The organism is Pseudomonas onubensis (genome assembly GCF_965653655.1).
GTDB lineage: Bacteria > Pseudomonadota > Gammaproteobacteria > Pseudomonadales > Pseudomonadaceae > Aquipseudomonas.
In genome coordinates, this window is the sequence record NZ_CBFHAZ010000130.1 from 1 (window position 1) to 15,052 (window position 15,052).

15 protein-coding genes are annotated in these 15,052 nt (G+C 61.1%); 14 read left to right on the forward strand and 1 reads right to left on the reverse strand.

Annotation, left to right across the window (positions count from 1 at the left end; all coding sequences use genetic code 11):
• The first annotated feature begins 221 nt into the window (after nucleotides 1-221).
• From flhA to ACTD9P_RS26845, 9 genes are all read left to right on the forward strand, one after another.
• A complete protein-coding gene (flhA, locus tag ACTD9P_RS26805) occupies nucleotides 222-2,336 on the forward strand; it encodes a flagellar biosynthesis protein FlhA (RefSeq protein ID WP_056861060.1) in 2,115 nt (704 codons plus the stop codon).
• Between the two features lie 11 nt (nucleotides 2,337-2,347).
• The gene (gene flhF / locus ACTD9P_RS26810; protein ID WP_138814496.1) at nucleotides 2,348-3,664 is read left to right on the forward strand and encodes a flagellar biosynthesis GTPase FlhF; all 1,317 of its coding nucleotides are present in this window, start codon (nucleotides 2,348-2,350) and stop codon (nucleotides 3,662-3,664) included.
• A gap of 105 nt (nucleotides 3,665-3,769) precedes the next feature.
• Complete coding sequence (gene fleN, locus ACTD9P_RS26815; protein ID WP_003192912.1) at nucleotides 3,770-4,603, forward strand: flagellar synthesis regulator FleN; 834 nt, start codon at nucleotides 3,770-3,772, stop codon at nucleotides 4,601-4,603.
• A complete protein-coding gene (gene fliA / locus ACTD9P_RS26820) occupies nucleotides 4,600-5,340 on the forward strand; it encodes an RNA polymerase sigma factor FliA (protein WP_016973417.1) in 741 nt (246 codons plus the stop codon). Before fleN ends, fliA begins: the two co-directional genes overlap by 4 nt.
• A gap of 168 nt (nucleotides 5,341-5,508) precedes the next feature.
• Nucleotides 5,509-5,883, forward strand: coding sequence for a chemotaxis response regulator CheY (locus tag ACTD9P_RS26825; protein WP_003192908.1), 375 nt, complete (start codon nucleotides 5,509-5,511; stop codon nucleotides 5,881-5,883).
• A gap of 18 nt (nucleotides 5,884-5,901) precedes the next feature.
• Nucleotides 5,902-6,690 carry a protein phosphatase CheZ gene (locus tag ACTD9P_RS26830; RefSeq protein WP_438870041.1) on the forward strand — a complete coding sequence of 263 codons (789 nt, stop codon included), beginning with the start codon at nucleotides 5,902-5,904 and terminating at the stop codon, nucleotides 6,688-6,690.
• A gap of 11 nt (nucleotides 6,691-6,701) precedes the next feature.
• A complete protein-coding gene (locus tag ACTD9P_RS26835) occupies nucleotides 6,702-8,924 on the forward strand; it encodes a chemotaxis protein CheA (protein ID WP_438870042.1) in 2,223 nt (740 codons plus the stop codon).
• A gap of 48 nt (nucleotides 8,925-8,972) precedes the next feature.
• On the forward strand, nucleotides 8,973-10,094 hold the full coding sequence (locus tag ACTD9P_RS26840) for a protein-glutamate methylesterase/protein-glutamine glutaminase (RefSeq protein ID WP_438870043.1): 1,122 nt from the start codon (nucleotides 8,973-8,975) through the stop codon (nucleotides 10,092-10,094).
• Nucleotides 10,094-10,834: a flagellar motor protein gene (locus ACTD9P_RS26845; protein WP_005790033.1), complete on the forward strand. Its 741-nt coding sequence runs from the start codon at nucleotides 10,094-10,096 to the stop codon at nucleotides 10,832-10,834. The genes ACTD9P_RS26840 and ACTD9P_RS26845 overlap by 1 nt, the downstream gene beginning before the upstream one ends.
• Here the strand turns inward: ACTD9P_RS26845 and ACTD9P_RS26850 are convergent.
• Nucleotides 10,741-11,253 carry a pentapeptide repeat-containing protein gene (locus ACTD9P_RS26850; protein WP_438870044.1) on the reverse strand — a complete coding sequence of 171 codons (513 nt, stop codon included), beginning with the start codon at nucleotides 11,251-11,253 and terminating at the stop codon, nucleotides 10,741-10,743. The genes ACTD9P_RS26845 and ACTD9P_RS26850 overlap by 94 nt on opposite strands.
• A gap of 38 nt (nucleotides 11,254-11,291) precedes the next feature.
• Between ACTD9P_RS26850 and motD the strand changes: the two genes are divergently transcribed.
• From motD to ACTD9P_RS26875, 5 genes are all read left to right on the forward strand, one after another.
• Nucleotides 11,292-12,179 carry a flagellar motor protein MotD gene (gene motD, locus ACTD9P_RS26855; protein WP_438870045.1) on the forward strand — a complete coding sequence of 296 codons (888 nt, stop codon included), beginning with the start codon at nucleotides 11,292-11,294 and terminating at the stop codon, nucleotides 12,177-12,179.
• Nucleotides 12,180-12,230: 51 nt separating this feature from the next.
• The gene (locus ACTD9P_RS26860) at nucleotides 12,231-13,019 is read left to right on the forward strand and encodes a ParA family protein (RefSeq protein WP_065911550.1); all 789 of its coding nucleotides are present in this window, start codon (nucleotides 12,231-12,233) and stop codon (nucleotides 13,017-13,019) included.
• Nucleotides 13,019-13,804, forward strand: a complete 786-nt coding sequence (locus ACTD9P_RS26865; protein ID WP_438870046.1) for a CheW domain-containing protein — start codon at nucleotides 13,019-13,021, stop codon at nucleotides 13,802-13,804. Before ACTD9P_RS26860 ends, ACTD9P_RS26865 begins: the two co-directional genes overlap by 1 nt.
• Before the next feature lie 62 nt (nucleotides 13,805-13,866).
• A complete protein-coding gene (locus ACTD9P_RS26870; protein WP_056861068.1) occupies nucleotides 13,867-14,349 on the forward strand; it encodes a chemotaxis protein CheW in 483 nt (160 codons plus the stop codon).
• Nucleotides 14,350-14,742, forward strand: coding sequence for a DUF2802 domain-containing protein (locus ACTD9P_RS26875; protein ID WP_438870047.1), 393 nt, complete (start codon nucleotides 14,350-14,352; stop codon nucleotides 14,740-14,742).
• The last annotated feature ends 310 nt before the right edge of the window (nucleotides 14,743-15,052 follow it).

Sequence of the window (15,052 nt, forward strand, 5' to 3'; positions counted from 1 at the left end):
GTGTCAGCCAAAACTCTTCTAACTGAACCACCGCCTTCGCGAGCAAGCCCGCTCCCACAGTTGAATCGCTTTACACTCGCCAGACTCGGTTGTTTGTGAGGCCATCGAAGCCTCAAAGCAAAAGTTGGAAGGCTTCTTGCAACACCGCCTCCAGGACGCCTTCCAGCGTCAAAACTTTGCTTCAAGGAACACGAGGAATACCGGTGGTAGATCGCTCTCAAATGCTCAACACGGCCCGTGGCACCCTGACTGATTTGTCGCGGGGCAACCTGGGTGTGCCGTTGTTGTTGCTGGTGATGCTGGCAATGATGATGTTGCCGATGCCGCCGTTCCTGCTCGACGTGTTTTTCACCTTCAACATTGCGCTGTCGGTGGTGGTGCTGCTGGTCTGCGTGTATGCCCTGCGGCCGCTGGATTTCGCGGTATTCCCGACCATTTTGCTGATTGCGACCCTGCTGCGCCTGGCGCTGAACGTGGCGTCTACGCGGGTGGTGATGCTCCACGGCCAGGACGGCCACGCCGCCGCCGGTAAGGTGATCCAGGCCTTCGGTGAGGTGGTGATCGGCGGTAACTACGTGGTCGGTATCGTGGTGTTCGCGATTTTGATGATCATCAACTTCGTGGTGGTGACCAAGGGCGCCGGGCGGATTTCCGAGGTGAGCGCGCGGTTTACCCTCGACGCCATGCCCGGCAAGCAAATGGCGATCGACGCCGACCTCAACGCCGGCCTGATCGACCAGAACCAAGCCAAATCCCGCCGCCTGGAAGTCGCCCAGGAAGCCGAATTTTATGGCTCCATGGACGGCGCGAGTAAATTCGTGCGCGGTGACGCCATCGCCGGCCTGTTGATCCTGTTTATCAACCTGATCGGCGGCATGGCGGTCGGGATCTTCCAGCACGGCATGACCTTTGGCGATGCGGGCAAGGTCTACGCCTTGCTGACCATCGGTGACGGTTTAGTGGCGCAATTGCCATCACTGTTGTTATCCACAGCAGCGGCCATCATGGTTACCCGTGCTTCGGGCTCCGAAGACATGGGCAAGCAGATCAGCCGCCAGATGTTCGCCTCGCCCAAGGCGCTGGCCGTGGCCGCCGGTATCATGGCGATCATGGGCATCGTGCCGGGCATGCCGCACGTGTCGTTCCTGAGCATGGCGGCCATGGCCGCCGGTGGTGCCTACCTGTTCTGGCGCAAGCAAAATGCGGTCAAGGTCCAGGCCCAGCAGGAAATCGCCCGCCAGCAAGACTTGCTGCCATCCCCGGCCCGCGCCCAGGAAACCAAGGAGCTGGGCTGGGATGACGTCACCCCGATCGACATGATCGGCCTGGAAGTCGGCTACCGCCTGATTCCGCTGGTGGACCGCAACCAGGGCGGCCAATTGCTGGCGCGGATCAAGGGCGTGCGCAAGAAGCTGTCCCAGGACCTGGGCTTCTTGATGCCCACCGTACACATTCGCGACAACCTCGACCTGGCCCCCAGCGCCTACCGCCTGACCCTGATGGGCGTGATCCTGGCCGAAGCCGAGATTTACCCGGACCGCGAACTGGCGATCAACCCCGGCCAAGTGTTCGGCACCCTTAACGGCATTACCGCCAAAGATCCGGCTTTTGGCCTGGAGGCGGTGTGGATCGAGGTCAGCCAGCGCAGCCAGGCACAATCGCTGGGTTACACCGTGGTGGACGCCAGCACCGTGGTCGCCACCCACCTCAACCAGATCCTCTACAAGCACTCCCACGAGCTGATCGGCCACGAGGAAGTCCAGCAATTAATGGGTTTGCTGGCCAAAGCCTCGCCAAAACTGGCCGAAGAACTGGTGCCCGGCGTGCTGTCGCTGTCGCAATTACTCAAGGTGCTGCAAGCCTTGCTCGCCGAACAGGTGCCGGTGCGCGACATTCGCAGCATTGCCGAGGCCATCGCCAACAATGCCGCCAAGAGTCAAGATACTGCCGCTTTGGTGGCTGCGGTGCGTGTCGGCTTGTCCCGCGCCATCGTGCAAAGCATTGTAGGCATTGAGTCTGAGCTGCCTGTGATCACCTTGGAACCAAGGTTGGAACAAATATTGCTCAATAGTATTCAGAAGGCAGGGCTTGGCCAGGAAGAGGGCGTTCTGCTGGAGCCAAGCATGGCTGAGAAACTGCAGCGTTCGTTGATCGAAGCCGCACAGCGTCAGGAAATGGCGGGCCACCCGGTGATTCTGCTGGTGGCGGGCCCGGTTCGAGCGATGTTGTCGCGGTTTGGGCGCCTGGCAGTACCGAATTTGCACGTTTTGGCTTATCAGGAAATTCCTGACAACAAGCAAGTGACTATCGTCGCGACAGTAGGGCCCAACGGCTGAGGTAGTGGGTTATGCAAGTTAAGCGTTTTTTCGCCGCCGATATGCGTCAGGCCATGAAACTGGTACGTGATGAGCTGGGCGCCGATGCCGCGATTATTGGAAACCGTCGCATTGCCGGCGGTGTCGAGCTGACGGCTGCCCTGGATTACACCCCCTCGGCGCTGGCGCCGCGTGTGCCGAACATGGAACTCGAAGACGAGCTGCGCAAGACCGCCTCGCGCATTGTTTCGGCCCAGGCTGAATTGAGCATGCGTGGCGACAGCGATGCCAGCACCAATCGCCAACTGTTCGCCGGCCTGCCTTTGACCGCCGCCGAGCCGTTGGTAGAACCGACCTTCAAAGAACCACCACGTCCAGCAGCGCCAGCCCCGGCCGCCGCGGTCGACCAGCGCGCGCTCGACTCGATGCGTTTTGAACTCAATGGCCTGCGTGAGCTGCTCGAAGTGCAGCTGGGCTCGTTGGCGTGGACGCAGCTGCAAGGCAGCAAGCCGCAGCAGGCCAACCTGTGGCGTCGCCTGCAACGCATCGGCCTGTCCGGCCCGCTGTCGCGCGATTTGCTTGCACTGACGGCCGAAGTCGAAGAACCACGCCAGGCCTGGCGCATGTTGCTGGCGCACCTGGCGCGCATGATCGCCACGCCGGAAATCGAACCGCTGGAAGAGGGCGGTGTGATTGCCATGGTCGGCCCCGCCGGCATGGGCAAGACCACCACCCTGGCCAAGCTGGCCGCCCGTTATGTGCTCAAGTACGGCGCGCAGAACATCGCGCTGGTGAGCATGGACAGCTATCGCATCGGCGCCCAGGAGCAGCTCAAGACCCTGGGCCGCATCCTCAATGTGACCGTGACCCACGTCGACCCGGGCCAGTCCCTGGCCAATGCGCTCGACCCACTGCTGCGCAAGCGCGTGGTGTTGATTGACACGGCCGGCCTGCAAGCCAGCGATCCGGCACTGCGCATGCAGCTTGAAAGCCTGGCCGGGCGTGGCATCAAGTCAAAAAATTACCTGGTGCTTGCAACCACCAGCCAGAAACAGGTTCTTACCGCTGCCTACCACAGCTACAAGCGCTGCGGCCTGGCCGGTTGCATCCTCACCAAGCTCGACGAAACCGCGAGCCTGGGCGAGGTGTTGAGCCTGGCGATCAGTCATGAGTTACCGGTTGCCTACCTGACCGACGGGCCGCGGATCCCGGATGATTTACATCTGCCGCGCCGTCATCAGTTGGTCAGCCGTGCTGTCAGCGTGCAAATGCAAGAAGAGCCTAGCGAGGAAGCGATGGCCGATATGTTCGCCGACCTTTACCACAACCCGGCTAAGCGGGTGGGGTGAGGCAGGATGAACACCGTGAAATGTATCTACATCGATGGTCTGCAAGCGATTCACGCGGCCAAGCCATGTAGCCTGCGTCTAAGCAAGACAAGGTAAAGAAATAAAATGGGCAGCATGCATCCCGTACAGGTGATCGCGGTGACCGGCGGCAAAGGTGGCGTCGGGAAAACTAACGTGTCAGTGAATTTGTCCCTGGCCCTGGCAGAGCTTGGCCGTCGCGTCATGCTGCTGGATGCTGACCTGGGCCTGGCGAACGTGGACGTTCTGCTGGGGCTGACACCCAAACACACCCTGGCCGATGTGATCGAAGGCCGTTGTGAGCTGCGCGATGTGCTGCTGCAAGGCCCCGGTGGCATTCGCATCGTGCCGGCCGCCTCGGGCACCCAGAGCATGGTGCACCTGAGCCCGGCGCAGCATGCCGGCCTGATCCAGGCGTTCAGCGACATCGGCGACAACCTCGACGTGCTGGTGATCGACACCGCCGCCGGGATCGGCGAGTCGGTGGTCAGCTTCGTGCGCGCCGCCCAGGAAGTGCTGCTGGTGGTGTGCGACGAACCCACCTCGATCACCGACGCCTACGCCCTGATCAAACTGCTTAACCGTGACTACGGCATGAACCGCTTCCGCGTGCTGGCCAACATGGCCCAAAGCCCGCAGGAAGGGCGGAATCTGTTCGCCAAGTTGACCAAGGTCACGGATCGCTTCCTCGATGTCGCCTTACAATACGTGGGCGCAGTTCCCTATGACGAGTGTGTGCGCAAGGCTGTGCAAAAGCAGCGTGCAGTCTACGAAGCGTTCCCTCGTTCGAAGTGCGCATTGGCGTTCAAGGCTATTGCCCAGAAGGTCGATACTTGGCCGTTGCCTGCCAACCCGCGGGGGCATCTGGAGTTTTTCGTCGAGCGATTGGTGCATCAGACGAGCGCGGGACCTGTGCTATGACATCCAGCGGCTACAACCTTTACAAAAAGTCGGCACGTGACAGCCAGGGCGAACTGATCGAGCGCTATGCGCCCTTGGTCAAGCGCATTGCCTATCACTTGCTGGCACGCCTGCCTGCCAGTGTGCAGGTTGAGGACTTGATCCAGGCCGGCATGATCGGCCTGCTCGAAGTGTCGACCAAATACGACGCGAGCAAGGGCGCGAGTTTCGAGACGTATGCGGGTATTCGCATACGTGGTGCGATGCTCGATGAAGTGCGTAAAGGTGATTGGGCGCCGCGTTCGGTACACCGCAATACGCGCATGGTCAGTGACGCAATTCGTGCAATTGAAGCAAAAACCGGTCGTGACGCTAAAGATCACGAAGTTGCGGCCGAACTCCAATTGAGTCTCGACGATTACTACGGGATTTTGAACGATACCTTGGGCAGCCGCCTGTTCAGTTTCGACGACCTTTTGCAGGACGGCGAACACGAAGGGCTGCACGAGGACGGCGCGAGTGCACATCTGGAACCGTCACGCGACCTGGAAGACGAACGTTTCCAGGGCGCGTTGGCGGAAGCGATTGCCAATTTGCCGGAGCGTGAGCGACTGGTGTTGGCGCTGTACTACGACGAAGAGCTGAACCTCAAGGAAATCGGTGAGGTCCTGGGGGTCAGCGAATCGCGTGTCAGCCAGCTGCATAGCCAGTGCGCCGCCCGCTTGCGGGGGCGATTGGGAGAGTGGCGCGCGCGCTGACAGGCAGTGTGGGGACACTGCAGACGCTACCGCAAAGGCTGCATGCTTTTGCGGGTTCGTGCCGTGGTGCCCTGGGCAGTCCTTTTTGTGTAACGCCTGTTGATTGAAATGGCGCGTCCAGGTGCTGGGCGCGTTTAAGACTGCTTGGAGGTCGAATTGGACAAGAACATGAAAATCCTCATCGTTGATGACTTCTCAACGATGCGGCGGATCATAAAAAACCTGTTGCGTGACCTTGGGTTCACCAACACGGTCGAGGCGGATGACGGCCTGACGGCGATTCCGATCCTCAACAGCGGGAGCATCGACTTTCTGGTAACCGACTGGAACATGCCGGGCATGACCGGTATCGACTTGCTGCGTCACGTGCGCGCCGATGAAAAACTGCGCAGCTTGCCTGTGTTGATGGTGACCGCCGAAGCCAAGCGTGAACAGATCATCGAAGCCGCCCAAGCCGGGGTTAACGGTTACGTGGTCAAGCCATTCACGGCGTTGGCCTTGAAAGAGAAGATCGAAAAGATCTTTGAACGCATCCACGGCTGATGTCACCACGGGGGAGCTATGGAGCATAACGAAACGTCACAGGGAGACTTTGAGTCGACCCTGAAAAAGCATGCTCACCAGTTGGTCGAAAGCCTTGAAAAAGGCCAGTTCGGCGACGCGGTGCAGTTGATCCATGAGCTTAACCAGACCCGTGACCGCGGCCTGTATCAGGAAGTGGGCAAGCTCACACGCGAGCTGCACAGTGCAATCGTCAATTTCCAGATTGACCCGCACATGCCCCAGGCCGAAGAAATTTCGCAGATCACTGATGCCACCGAACGCCTGTCCTATGTGGTCAGGCTGACTGAGGCGGCGGCCAACCGCACCATGGACCTGGTGGAAAACGCCACGCCGTTGGTTAATGGCATGGTCACCGAAGCTCAGGCGCTCAGCGTTGACTGGGGCCGCTTCATGCGCCGCGAAGTGGGGGCTGAGGAGTTTCGTGAATTGGCGCGTCGGGTCGACGCTTTTCTGTCGCGCAGCGAACAGGAAAACCGCACGGTGGCCAGCAACCTCAATGACATTCTGCTGGCCCAGGATTACCAGGACCTCACCGGTCAAGTGATCAAGCGCGTGACCCAACTGGTCACCGAAGTGGAAAGCAACTTGCTCAAATTGGTGCTCATGGCCGGCCAGGTCGACCGTTTTGCCGGCATCGAACATGACCGCGCAGCGATCCTCTCGGAAAAAGATCCACAAAAACATCTCGCCAAGGGTGAAGGTCCGCAGATTCATGCCGATAAACGTGAAGACGTCGTATCCGGTCAAGATGACGTAGACGATTTGCTGTCCAGTTTAGGCTTCTAAGGAGCACCCACATGAGCTTCGGCGCCGATGAAGAAATCCTTCAGGATTTCCTTGTAGAGGCCGGCGAAATTTTAGAGCAACTGTCCGAACAACTGGTCGAGCTGGAAAGCCGACCGGATGATGCGAACCTGCTCAATGCAATTTTTCGCGGTTTTCACACTGTAAAAGGGGGCGCCGGCTTCCTCCAGCTCCATGAGCTGGTGGAGTGCTGTCACATCGCCGAGAACGTGTTCGACATCCTGCGCAAGGGTGAGCGCCACGTCGACTCGGAACTGATGGACGTGATTCTCGAGGCATTGGATGCGGTCAACGGCATGTTCAGTGAGGTGCGCGAACGTGCGCCGATCACGGCTGCCACGCCGGAACTGCTGGCTGCGCTGGCACGTCTGGCCGAACCTGCTGATACCGCAGTTGCGCCGGTAGCCGCGCCTGAGCCGGTGGTTGAAGCCGAGCCGGATGTGACCGACAGCGAGTTCGAACAGCTGCTCAACTCCCTCAGCGCGGTGAAGGCCGAAGCTGAAGCACCGAAAGCGGCGACTGCGCCTGCCGTGCCGACCAGCGAAGACATTACCGACGCAGAATTTGAATCCCTGCTCGACCAGTTGCACGGTAAAGGCCAGTTTGCGCCGGACGCCGTGGCAGCTGCCGCTGAACCGGCAGCGCCTGCTGCGTCTGCCACCTCTACAAGCACCGACATTACCGACGACGAATTCGAAGCGCTGCTCGACCAACTGCATGGCAAGGGCACGTTTGCCGCCGAAGCCTTGCCGGAAGTCGCCGCCATCGCGGCCGCACCGGCTGCCAGCGCCGCGCCTGCCAGCGTTGAGCCTGGCGCTGACGGCCTGATCTCCGATCACGAATTCGAAGCGCTGCTGGACGAGTTGCACGGCAAAGGCAAGTTCTCCGAAGTGGCCCCGGCCGCCGTGGCGACTGCCATGCCAGTGGCCGCCAAACCTGCGCCGGCCAAAGCCGCCGCGCCTGTGGCTGCCAAGCCCGCACCGGCACCAGCGGCCGCACCTGCGCGTGCCGCAGCGGCGCCGGTAGCGGAAAAACCTGCGAGTGAAGCCGAAACCACCGTGCGGGTTGATACCGCGCGCCTGGACGACATCATGAACATGGTCGGCGAACTGGTGCTGGTGCGTAACCGCCTGGTGCGCCTGGGCCTGAACAGCGGCGACGAAGCCATGCAAAAGGCCGTGTCGAACCTCGACGTGGTTACCGCCGACTTGCAGACCGCCGTGATGAAAACGCGCATGCAGCCGATCAAGAAAGTCTTCGGCCGCTTCCCGCGCCTGGTTCGCGACCTGGCGCGCCAGCTCAAGAAAGAAATCAACCTGGAACTGGTGGGTGAAGAAACCGACCTCGACAAAAATCTTGTCGAGGCCCTGGCCGACCCGCTGGTCCACTTGGTGCGCAACGCCGTCGACCACGGCGTCGAAACCCCGGAAGAACGCGAAGCCTCGGGCAAGTCGCGCAACGGCAAGGTGATTCTGGCGGCCGAACAGGAAGGCGACCATATCCTGCTGTCGATCACCGATGACGGCAAAGGCATGGACCCGGCGATTCTGCGTAATATCGCGGTCAAGCGTGGCGTGATGGACAAGGATGCTGCCGACCGCCTGACCGACACCGAGTGCTACAACCTGATCTTCGCCCCGGGCTTCTCGACCAAGACCGAGATCTCCGATGTGTCCGGCCGTGGCGTGGGCATGGACGTGGTGAAAACCAAGATCAGCCAGCTCAACGGCTCGATCAACATCTACTCGACCAAGGGCCAAGGCTCCAAGATCGTGATCAAGGTGCCGTTGACCTTGGCGATCATGCCGACCCTGATGGTGATGCTGGGCAACCAGGCGTTCGCCTTCCCGCTGGTCAACGTCAACGAGATCTTCCACCTCGACCTGTCGCGCACCAACGTGGTGGACGGCCAGGAAGTGGTGATCGTGCGCGACAAGGCGTTGCCACTGTTCTACCTCAAGCGCTGGCTGGTGGCTTCGGCCAAGCATGAAGAGCAGCGCGAAGGCCATGTGGTGATTCTGTCCGTGGGCACCCAGCGCATCGGCTTTGTGGTCGATCAACTGGTGGGCCAGGAAGAAGTGGTCATCAAGCCTTTGGGCAAAATGCTGCAGGGAACCCCAGGCATGTCGGGTGCGACCATAACCGGTGACGGTCGGATCGCGCTGATTCTTGATGTTCCGAGCATGCTCAAGCGTTACGCCGCTCGGCGTATTTGATTCTGGTGGGGTAGGGCGGTAGTGCCCGCCCCGCCTAACGGAGTGTTTATGGCAGTCAAGGTCCTGGTGGTGGACGATTCGGGTTTCTTCCGCCGCCGCGTCTCGGAAATTCTTTCCGCCGATCCAACCATCCAGGTGGTCGGTACGGCCACCAACGGCAAAGAGGCGATTGATCAAGCCATTGCGTTGAAACCGGACGTGATCACCATGGACTACGAGATGCCGATGATGGATGGCATCACCGCAGTCCGGCACATCATGCAGCGCTGCCCGACCCCGGTGTTGATGTTCTCCTCGCTGACCCACGAAGGCGCCCGGGTGACCCTGGATGCGCTGGACGCGGGTGCGGTGGACTTCCTGCCGAAGAATTTCGAAGACATCTCGCGCAACCCCGACAAGGTCAAGCAGATGCTGTGCGAGAAGGTGCACAGCATTTCACGCAGTAACCGTCGCAGCCTGTTCAGTGCGCCGGCGCCCGCGCCGGCTGCCGCGCCGACGCCGAGCACCTCGACGTTTGCGCGCCCGGCACCGGCACCCATAGCCCGGCCTGCGGTGGCGCCGGCGCGCGCCCCGGCCCCGAGCGCGCATTCGCCTGCACCCAAGCGCAAAGCCTACAAGCTGGTGGCCATTGGCACGTCCACCGGCGGCCCGGTGGCCTTACAACGGGTGTTGACCCAACTGCCGGCCAACTTCCCGGCGCCGATCGTGTTGATCCAGCACATGCCCGCCGCCTTTACCAAGGCCTTCGCCGAGCGCCTGGACAAGCTGTGCCGCATCAGCGTCAAGGAAGCCGAGGATGGTGACATCCTGCGCCCTGGCCTGGCGCTGCTGGCACCGGGCGGCAAGCAAATGATGGTCGATGGCCGTGGCGCGATCAAAATCCTGCCGGGCGATGAGCGCCTGAACTACAAGCCGTGCGTGGATATCACCTTCGGTTCGGCAGCCAAGTCCTACGGCGACAAAGTTCTGGCGGTGGTACTCACCGGCATGGGCGCCGACGGCCGTGAAGGCGCACGCCTGCTCAAGCAGGGCGGCAGCGCGATCTGGGCGCAGGATGAGGCCAGCTGCGTGATCTATGGCATGCCCATGGCCATCGTCAAGGCGGACCTGGCCGACGCCGTTTATAGCCTGGACGACATCGGTAAACATCTGGTGGAGGCCTGCCTCTGATGGATGTCTTGAGCCTGATTGGCATCACCATGGCGTTTGTCGCGATTATCGGCGGCAACTACCTCGAAGGCGGCCACCTTGGCGCCTTGGCCAATGGCCCGGCGGCGTTGATTGTGATTGGCGGCACCGTGGGCGCGGCGCTGTTGCAGTCGCCGCTGAGCTCGTTCAAGCGCGCCATGCAGATTCTGGTGTGGATCATCTTCCCGCCGCGCGTGGACCTGCCCGGCGGCATCGACCGTGTGGTCAACTGGAGCCTCACCGCGCGCAAGGAAGGCCTGCTGGGCCTGGAAGGCGTGGCCGATGCCGAGCCCGACAGCTACGCGCGCAAAGGCTTGCAACTGCTGGTCGACGGCGCCGAGCCGGAGGCGATTCGCAGCATCCTTGAGGTGGACTTCTACACCCAGGAAAGCCGCGATATCAACGCCGCCAAAGTCTTTGAAAGCATGGGCGGCTACGCGCCGACCATCGGCATCATCGGTGCGGTGATGGGCCTGATCCACGTGATGGGCAACCTGGCCGACCCGTCGCAGTTGGGCAGCGGCATTGCCGTGGCGTTTGTCGCCACCATCTACGGCGTGGCGAGTGCCAACCTGGTGTTGTTGCCGGTGGCCAGCAAGCTCAAGTCGATCGCCATGCGCCAGTCGCGTTACCGCGAAATGCTGCTGGAAGGTATTTTGTCGATTGCCGAGGGTGAGAACCCGCGCTCCATCGAATTGAAGCTCCAGGGCTTCATGGATTGATGGCCATGCACATTGACCTGTGGCCAGTGAGCTTTATGCGGCGAGTGAGCCTGTTGTGGCCAGTGAGCTTGTTGTGGCCAGTGAGCTTGTTGTGTCGAGCGAGCTTGTTGTGGCGAGTGAGCTTGCTCACGCTGGGCTGCGAAGCAGCCCCAAAACCATACACCGCAATCCGCCTGAACAAACGCATTGCCTGGAGTGGGGCCGCTTCGCGCCCCAGCGCGAGCAAGCTCGCTCGCCACAGTAAAGCGGGCACCAGTGAAGCGGGCCACAGTAAAGCGGGCACCAGTGAAGCGGGCCACAGTAAAGCGGGCACCAATGAAGCGGGCCACAGTAAAGCGGGCACCAGTGAAGCGGTCCACAGTAAAGCGGGCACCAATGAAACGGTCCACAGTAAAGCGGCCACCAGTAAAGCGGGCCACACTGAAGTGGCCAATAGGCGTCAGGGAGGTATCTGCCTGTGAGCCGTCGCCGCCGCGAGCCTGAAGAACACGTCAACCATGAACGCTGGCTGGTGTCTTACGCCGACTTCATCACCTTGCTGTTCGCGTTTTTTGTGGTGATGTACTCCATCTCGTCGATCAACGAAGGCAAGTACAAGATTATTTCCCAGGCGCTGATCGGCGTGTTCAATGACACCGACCGCTCGATCAAGCCGATCCCGATTGGCGACGAGCGGCCCAAGACCGTGACCCCGGCCAAGCCGCTGGTCAACGACAGCGACGAAACCGCCGCCGGCATCGGTGGCACCAGCGACCCGCTCAAAAGTATCGCCGATGACATCAGCGCGGCGTTTGGCGACCTGATCAAATCCAACCAGATGACCGTGCGCGGCAATGAGTTGTGGGTGGAGATCGAGCTTAATTCCAGCCTGCTGTTCGCCAGCGCCGATGCGTTGCCGAGTGATCAGGCGTTCACCATCATCGACAAGGTGGCGACGATTCTCAAACCGTTTGAGAACCCGATCCACGTCGAAGGCTTTACCGACAACTTCCCGATCAGCACCGCGCAATACCCGACCAACTGGGAGCTGTCCTCGGCGCGGGCTTCAAGCATCGTGCGCATGCTCGCGATGCAGGGCGTGAACCCTGGGCGCCTGGCGTCGGTGGGTTACGGTGAGTTCCAGCCGGTGGCCAATAACGCCACCGCCGAAGGCCGTGCGCGCAACCGCCGTGTGGTGCTGGTGGTGTCCCGTAACCTGGATGTGCGCCGCAGCCTGACCGGCACCGGTACCGCCAACGCAACACCGGATGCGGCCTTGAAGCGGGCTGGCACACAAACTGCACCGCCAACCGTTAAGCCGCCGGTTCGTCAGAGCGCCGTCAATTCTCCGTCGCCGGCTCAATAATGTTATGTAATGTCTCGGTCGCGCCTTAGCCTACCGGGAGGAACCAACTGAATGAGAGTCTGGGCAGTTGCCAATCAAAAGGGTGGAGTCGGTAAGACCACCACGTCCATCGCCTTGGCCGGCTTGCTGGCCGAGGCGGGCAAGCGTGTGGTCGTGGTCGACCTGGACCCGCACGGCTCGATGACCAGTTATTTCGGCTATGACCCGGATGCGCTGGAGCACAGTTGCTACGACCTGTTCCTGCACAAGGGCAGCGTACCGGCAGATTTGCCCGGGCAATTGCTGCTGCCCACCAGCAACGAGAGCATCTCGCTGTTGCCGTCCAGCACCGCGCTGGCGACCCTTGAGCGCCAGTCGCCGGGGCAGAGCGGCCTGGGCCTGGTGATCGCCAAGACCCTGGCGCAACTGTGGCAGGACTTCGACTACGCAATCATCGACAGCCCGCCGTTGCTGGGTGTGCTGATGGTCAACGCCTTGGCGGCCAGCCAGCAGTTGGTGATCCCGGTGCAGACCGAACACTTGGCGGTCAAGGGCCTGGAGCGCATGGTCAGCACTTTGGCGATGATCAACCGTTCGCGCAAACAGGCGCTGCCGTACAGCATCGTGCCTACCCTGTTTGACCGGCGCACCCAAGCGTCGCTGGGCACCTTGCGGGTGTTGCGCGATGCTTACCCAGAAACGATCTGGAACGGCTACATTCCAGTGGACACGCGCCTGCGTGACGCCAGCCGCGCCGGGCTCACGCCTTCGCAGTTCGACGGCAAGAGCCGTGGCGTGCTGGCCTACCGCGCATTACTCAAGCATTTGCTGTCCCAGCAACTTGTGGCGCAGGTGGCGTGATGAACCGTCCCGTTGAGCTTAAGACCCGGCCGCAACTGGCACTGGAGTCCTACCTGGACGCCTTGCTGCAAGATGCGACGGCAGAAGAGTTGCCCGAGCCGATTCTGGTCCTTGAACCGGCTGTAGTCGAACCTGAAAGCACGCTGGATGAATTCCAACTGGCGGTGCTGGAAGAACAGGCGCGTGATGCCCACGTGGTGGTGCCGATTGTGCCTGTGTCCGTGGTGGTCACGCCGGCAGTGGTTGAGCCGGTGGTCGAAGTGCACCTGCCGCCGAGCATCACGCCGCCGCTGGCCACCGGTGACGGTCGTCCGTTGTGGGCGGCCGAGCCGTTCGAGTGCCTGCTGTTCGATGTCGCCGGGTTGACCCTGGCGGTGCCGTTGGTGTGCCTGGGTTCGATCTATTCGTTGGAAGGCCAGGAGTTGACGCCGCTGTTCGGGCAACCGGAGTGGTTCCTCGGCATCCTGCCCAGCCAGGCCGGCAACCTCAAGGTGCTGGACACGGCGCGCTGGGTGATGCCCGATCGCTACCGCGATGACTTCCGCCAAGGCTTGCAGTACGTGATCTCGGTGCAGGGCTACGAGTGGGGGCTGGCGGTGCATCAGGTCAGCCGCTCGTTGCGCCTGGACCCGAATGAAATCAAATGGCGCAGCCACCGGGGCCAACGGCCATGGCTGGCGGGCACCGTGATTGAACATATGTGCGCGTTGCTCGACGTTGCCGAACTGGCCGAGTTGATCGCCAGCGGTGCGGTCAAGACCATGCCACAGAACAAACGCAGTTGATTGAACAATAAGGGCCGTGCGGTTGCGCGGTCGAAGAAGCACACACTGAAGGGGTCAGGGGTATGAACAAGTCAGCGTCCGCACAAGGTTTGGATGATCCGATCCTGCAATGGGTTACCTTCAAACTGGACAATGAAACCTACGGCATTAACGTGATGCGCGTGCAGGAAGTGCTGCGCTACACCGAGATCGCTCCGGTGCCGGGTGCGCCGAGCTACGTGCTGGGTATCATCAACCTGCGCGGCAACGTGGTGACGGTAATCGACACCCGCCAGCGTTTTGGCCTGGTGCCGACCGAGGTCAACGACAACACGCGTATTGTGATCATCGAAGCCGACAAGCAAGTGGTCGGGATCATGGTCGACAGCGTGGCTGAAGTGGTTTACCTGCGTCAGTCGGAAGTGGAAACCGCGCCGAACGTGGGCAATGAAGAATCGGCCAAGTTTATCCAGGGCGTGTGCAACAAGAACGGCGAATTGCTGATTCTGGTTGAGCTGGACAAGATGATGAGCGAAGAAGAATGGTCGGATCTGGAGAACATCTGATTGTTTCTTGAAGCGGCGGTGATTGTCCTGGCCCTGTTGTGGGCCGGGACCTTGGCGTTCCTGCTGCGCTATATGCGCCAGCAACGGGAGTTGGCCGTGCAACAGGCCGAGCGCGATGCGGTGCGTGACCGGCGGATTCTGGATTTGGTCAAGCGTGTGGATCACTTCCAGCAGAGTGCGGTGAAGGTTGGGGATGAAGTGCATGAACTGCGCGCGATTCTTGGGCCGTTGCCGGATAAGTTGGCGCAGATTGAACAGCGTGATCCTTCGAGTCTGTCGTTTGCCCAGGCGGCTAAATTGGTCGGCATGGGTGCGACGGTGGATGAGCTGACGCAGTCGTGTGGGTTGACCCAGGCCGAGGCGCAGTTGATGAGCAAGTTGCACAAGGGCTGATTGCCGATTGCCCTTGATCCAGTGTGGGAGCTGGCTTGCCTGCGCGGTGTGCATATCCGTTGCTGCGGTAACGGCGGCTTAGGGTTACGCCCTGACGGCGGGTCACTTTTGTAAAGACCGGAATGCCGGCCCAGACAAAAGTAACCAAAAAGTCTTCGCCCCACCACTTGGCACCTCGCTAATGCTCGGTGTGCCAGAACGAAGGCTTGAATCCGTGGGCCGCCGCGATGGGCCATCCTTGGCCCAGCGCGGCTAACCCGGCGTCCTGCCGGGTTACCCACGGATTCAAGCCTGCGTTCGGCCATCGTGG

Excerpts from the sequence above, each read along its gene's own strand:
- flhA (WP_056861060.1), top strand. The coding sequence starts at position 222 with ATGCTCAACACGGCCCGTGGCACCCTGACTGATTTGTCGCGGGGCAAC.
- flhF (WP_138814496.1), top strand. The coding sequence starts at position 2,348 with ATGCAAGTTAAGCGTTTTTTCGCCGCCGATATGCGTCAGGCCATGAAA.
- fleN (WP_003192912.1), top strand. The coding sequence starts at position 3,770 with ATGGGCAGCATGCATCCCGTACAGGTGATCGCGGTGACCGGCGGCAAA.
- fliA (WP_016973417.1), top strand. The coding sequence starts at position 4,600 with ATGACATCCAGCGGCTACAACCTTTACAAAAAGTCGGCACGTGACAGC.
- ACTD9P_RS26825 (WP_003192908.1), top strand. The coding sequence starts at position 5,509 with ATGAAAATCCTCATCGTTGATGACTTCTCAACGATGCGGCGGATCATA.
- ACTD9P_RS26830 (WP_438870041.1), top strand. The coding sequence starts at position 5,902 with ATGGAGCATAACGAAACGTCACAGGGAGACTTTGAGTCGACCCTGAAA.
- ACTD9P_RS26835 (WP_438870042.1), top strand. The coding sequence starts at position 6,702 with ATGAGCTTCGGCGCCGATGAAGAAATCCTTCAGGATTTCCTTGTAGAG.
- ACTD9P_RS26840 (WP_438870043.1), top strand. The coding sequence starts at position 8,973 with ATGGCAGTCAAGGTCCTGGTGGTGGACGATTCGGGTTTCTTCCGCCGC.
- ACTD9P_RS26845 (WP_005790033.1), top strand. The coding sequence starts at position 10,094 with ATGGATGTCTTGAGCCTGATTGGCATCACCATGGCGTTTGTCGCGATT.
- ACTD9P_RS26860 (WP_065911550.1), top strand. The coding sequence starts at position 12,231 with ATGAGAGTCTGGGCAGTTGCCAATCAAAAGGGTGGAGTCGGTAAGACC.
- ACTD9P_RS26865 (WP_438870046.1), top strand. The coding sequence starts at position 13,019 with ATGAACCGTCCCGTTGAGCTTAAGACCCGGCCGCAACTGGCACTGGAG.
- ACTD9P_RS26870 (WP_056861068.1), top strand. The coding sequence starts at position 13,867 with ATGAACAAGTCAGCGTCCGCACAAGGTTTGGATGATCCGATCCTGCAA.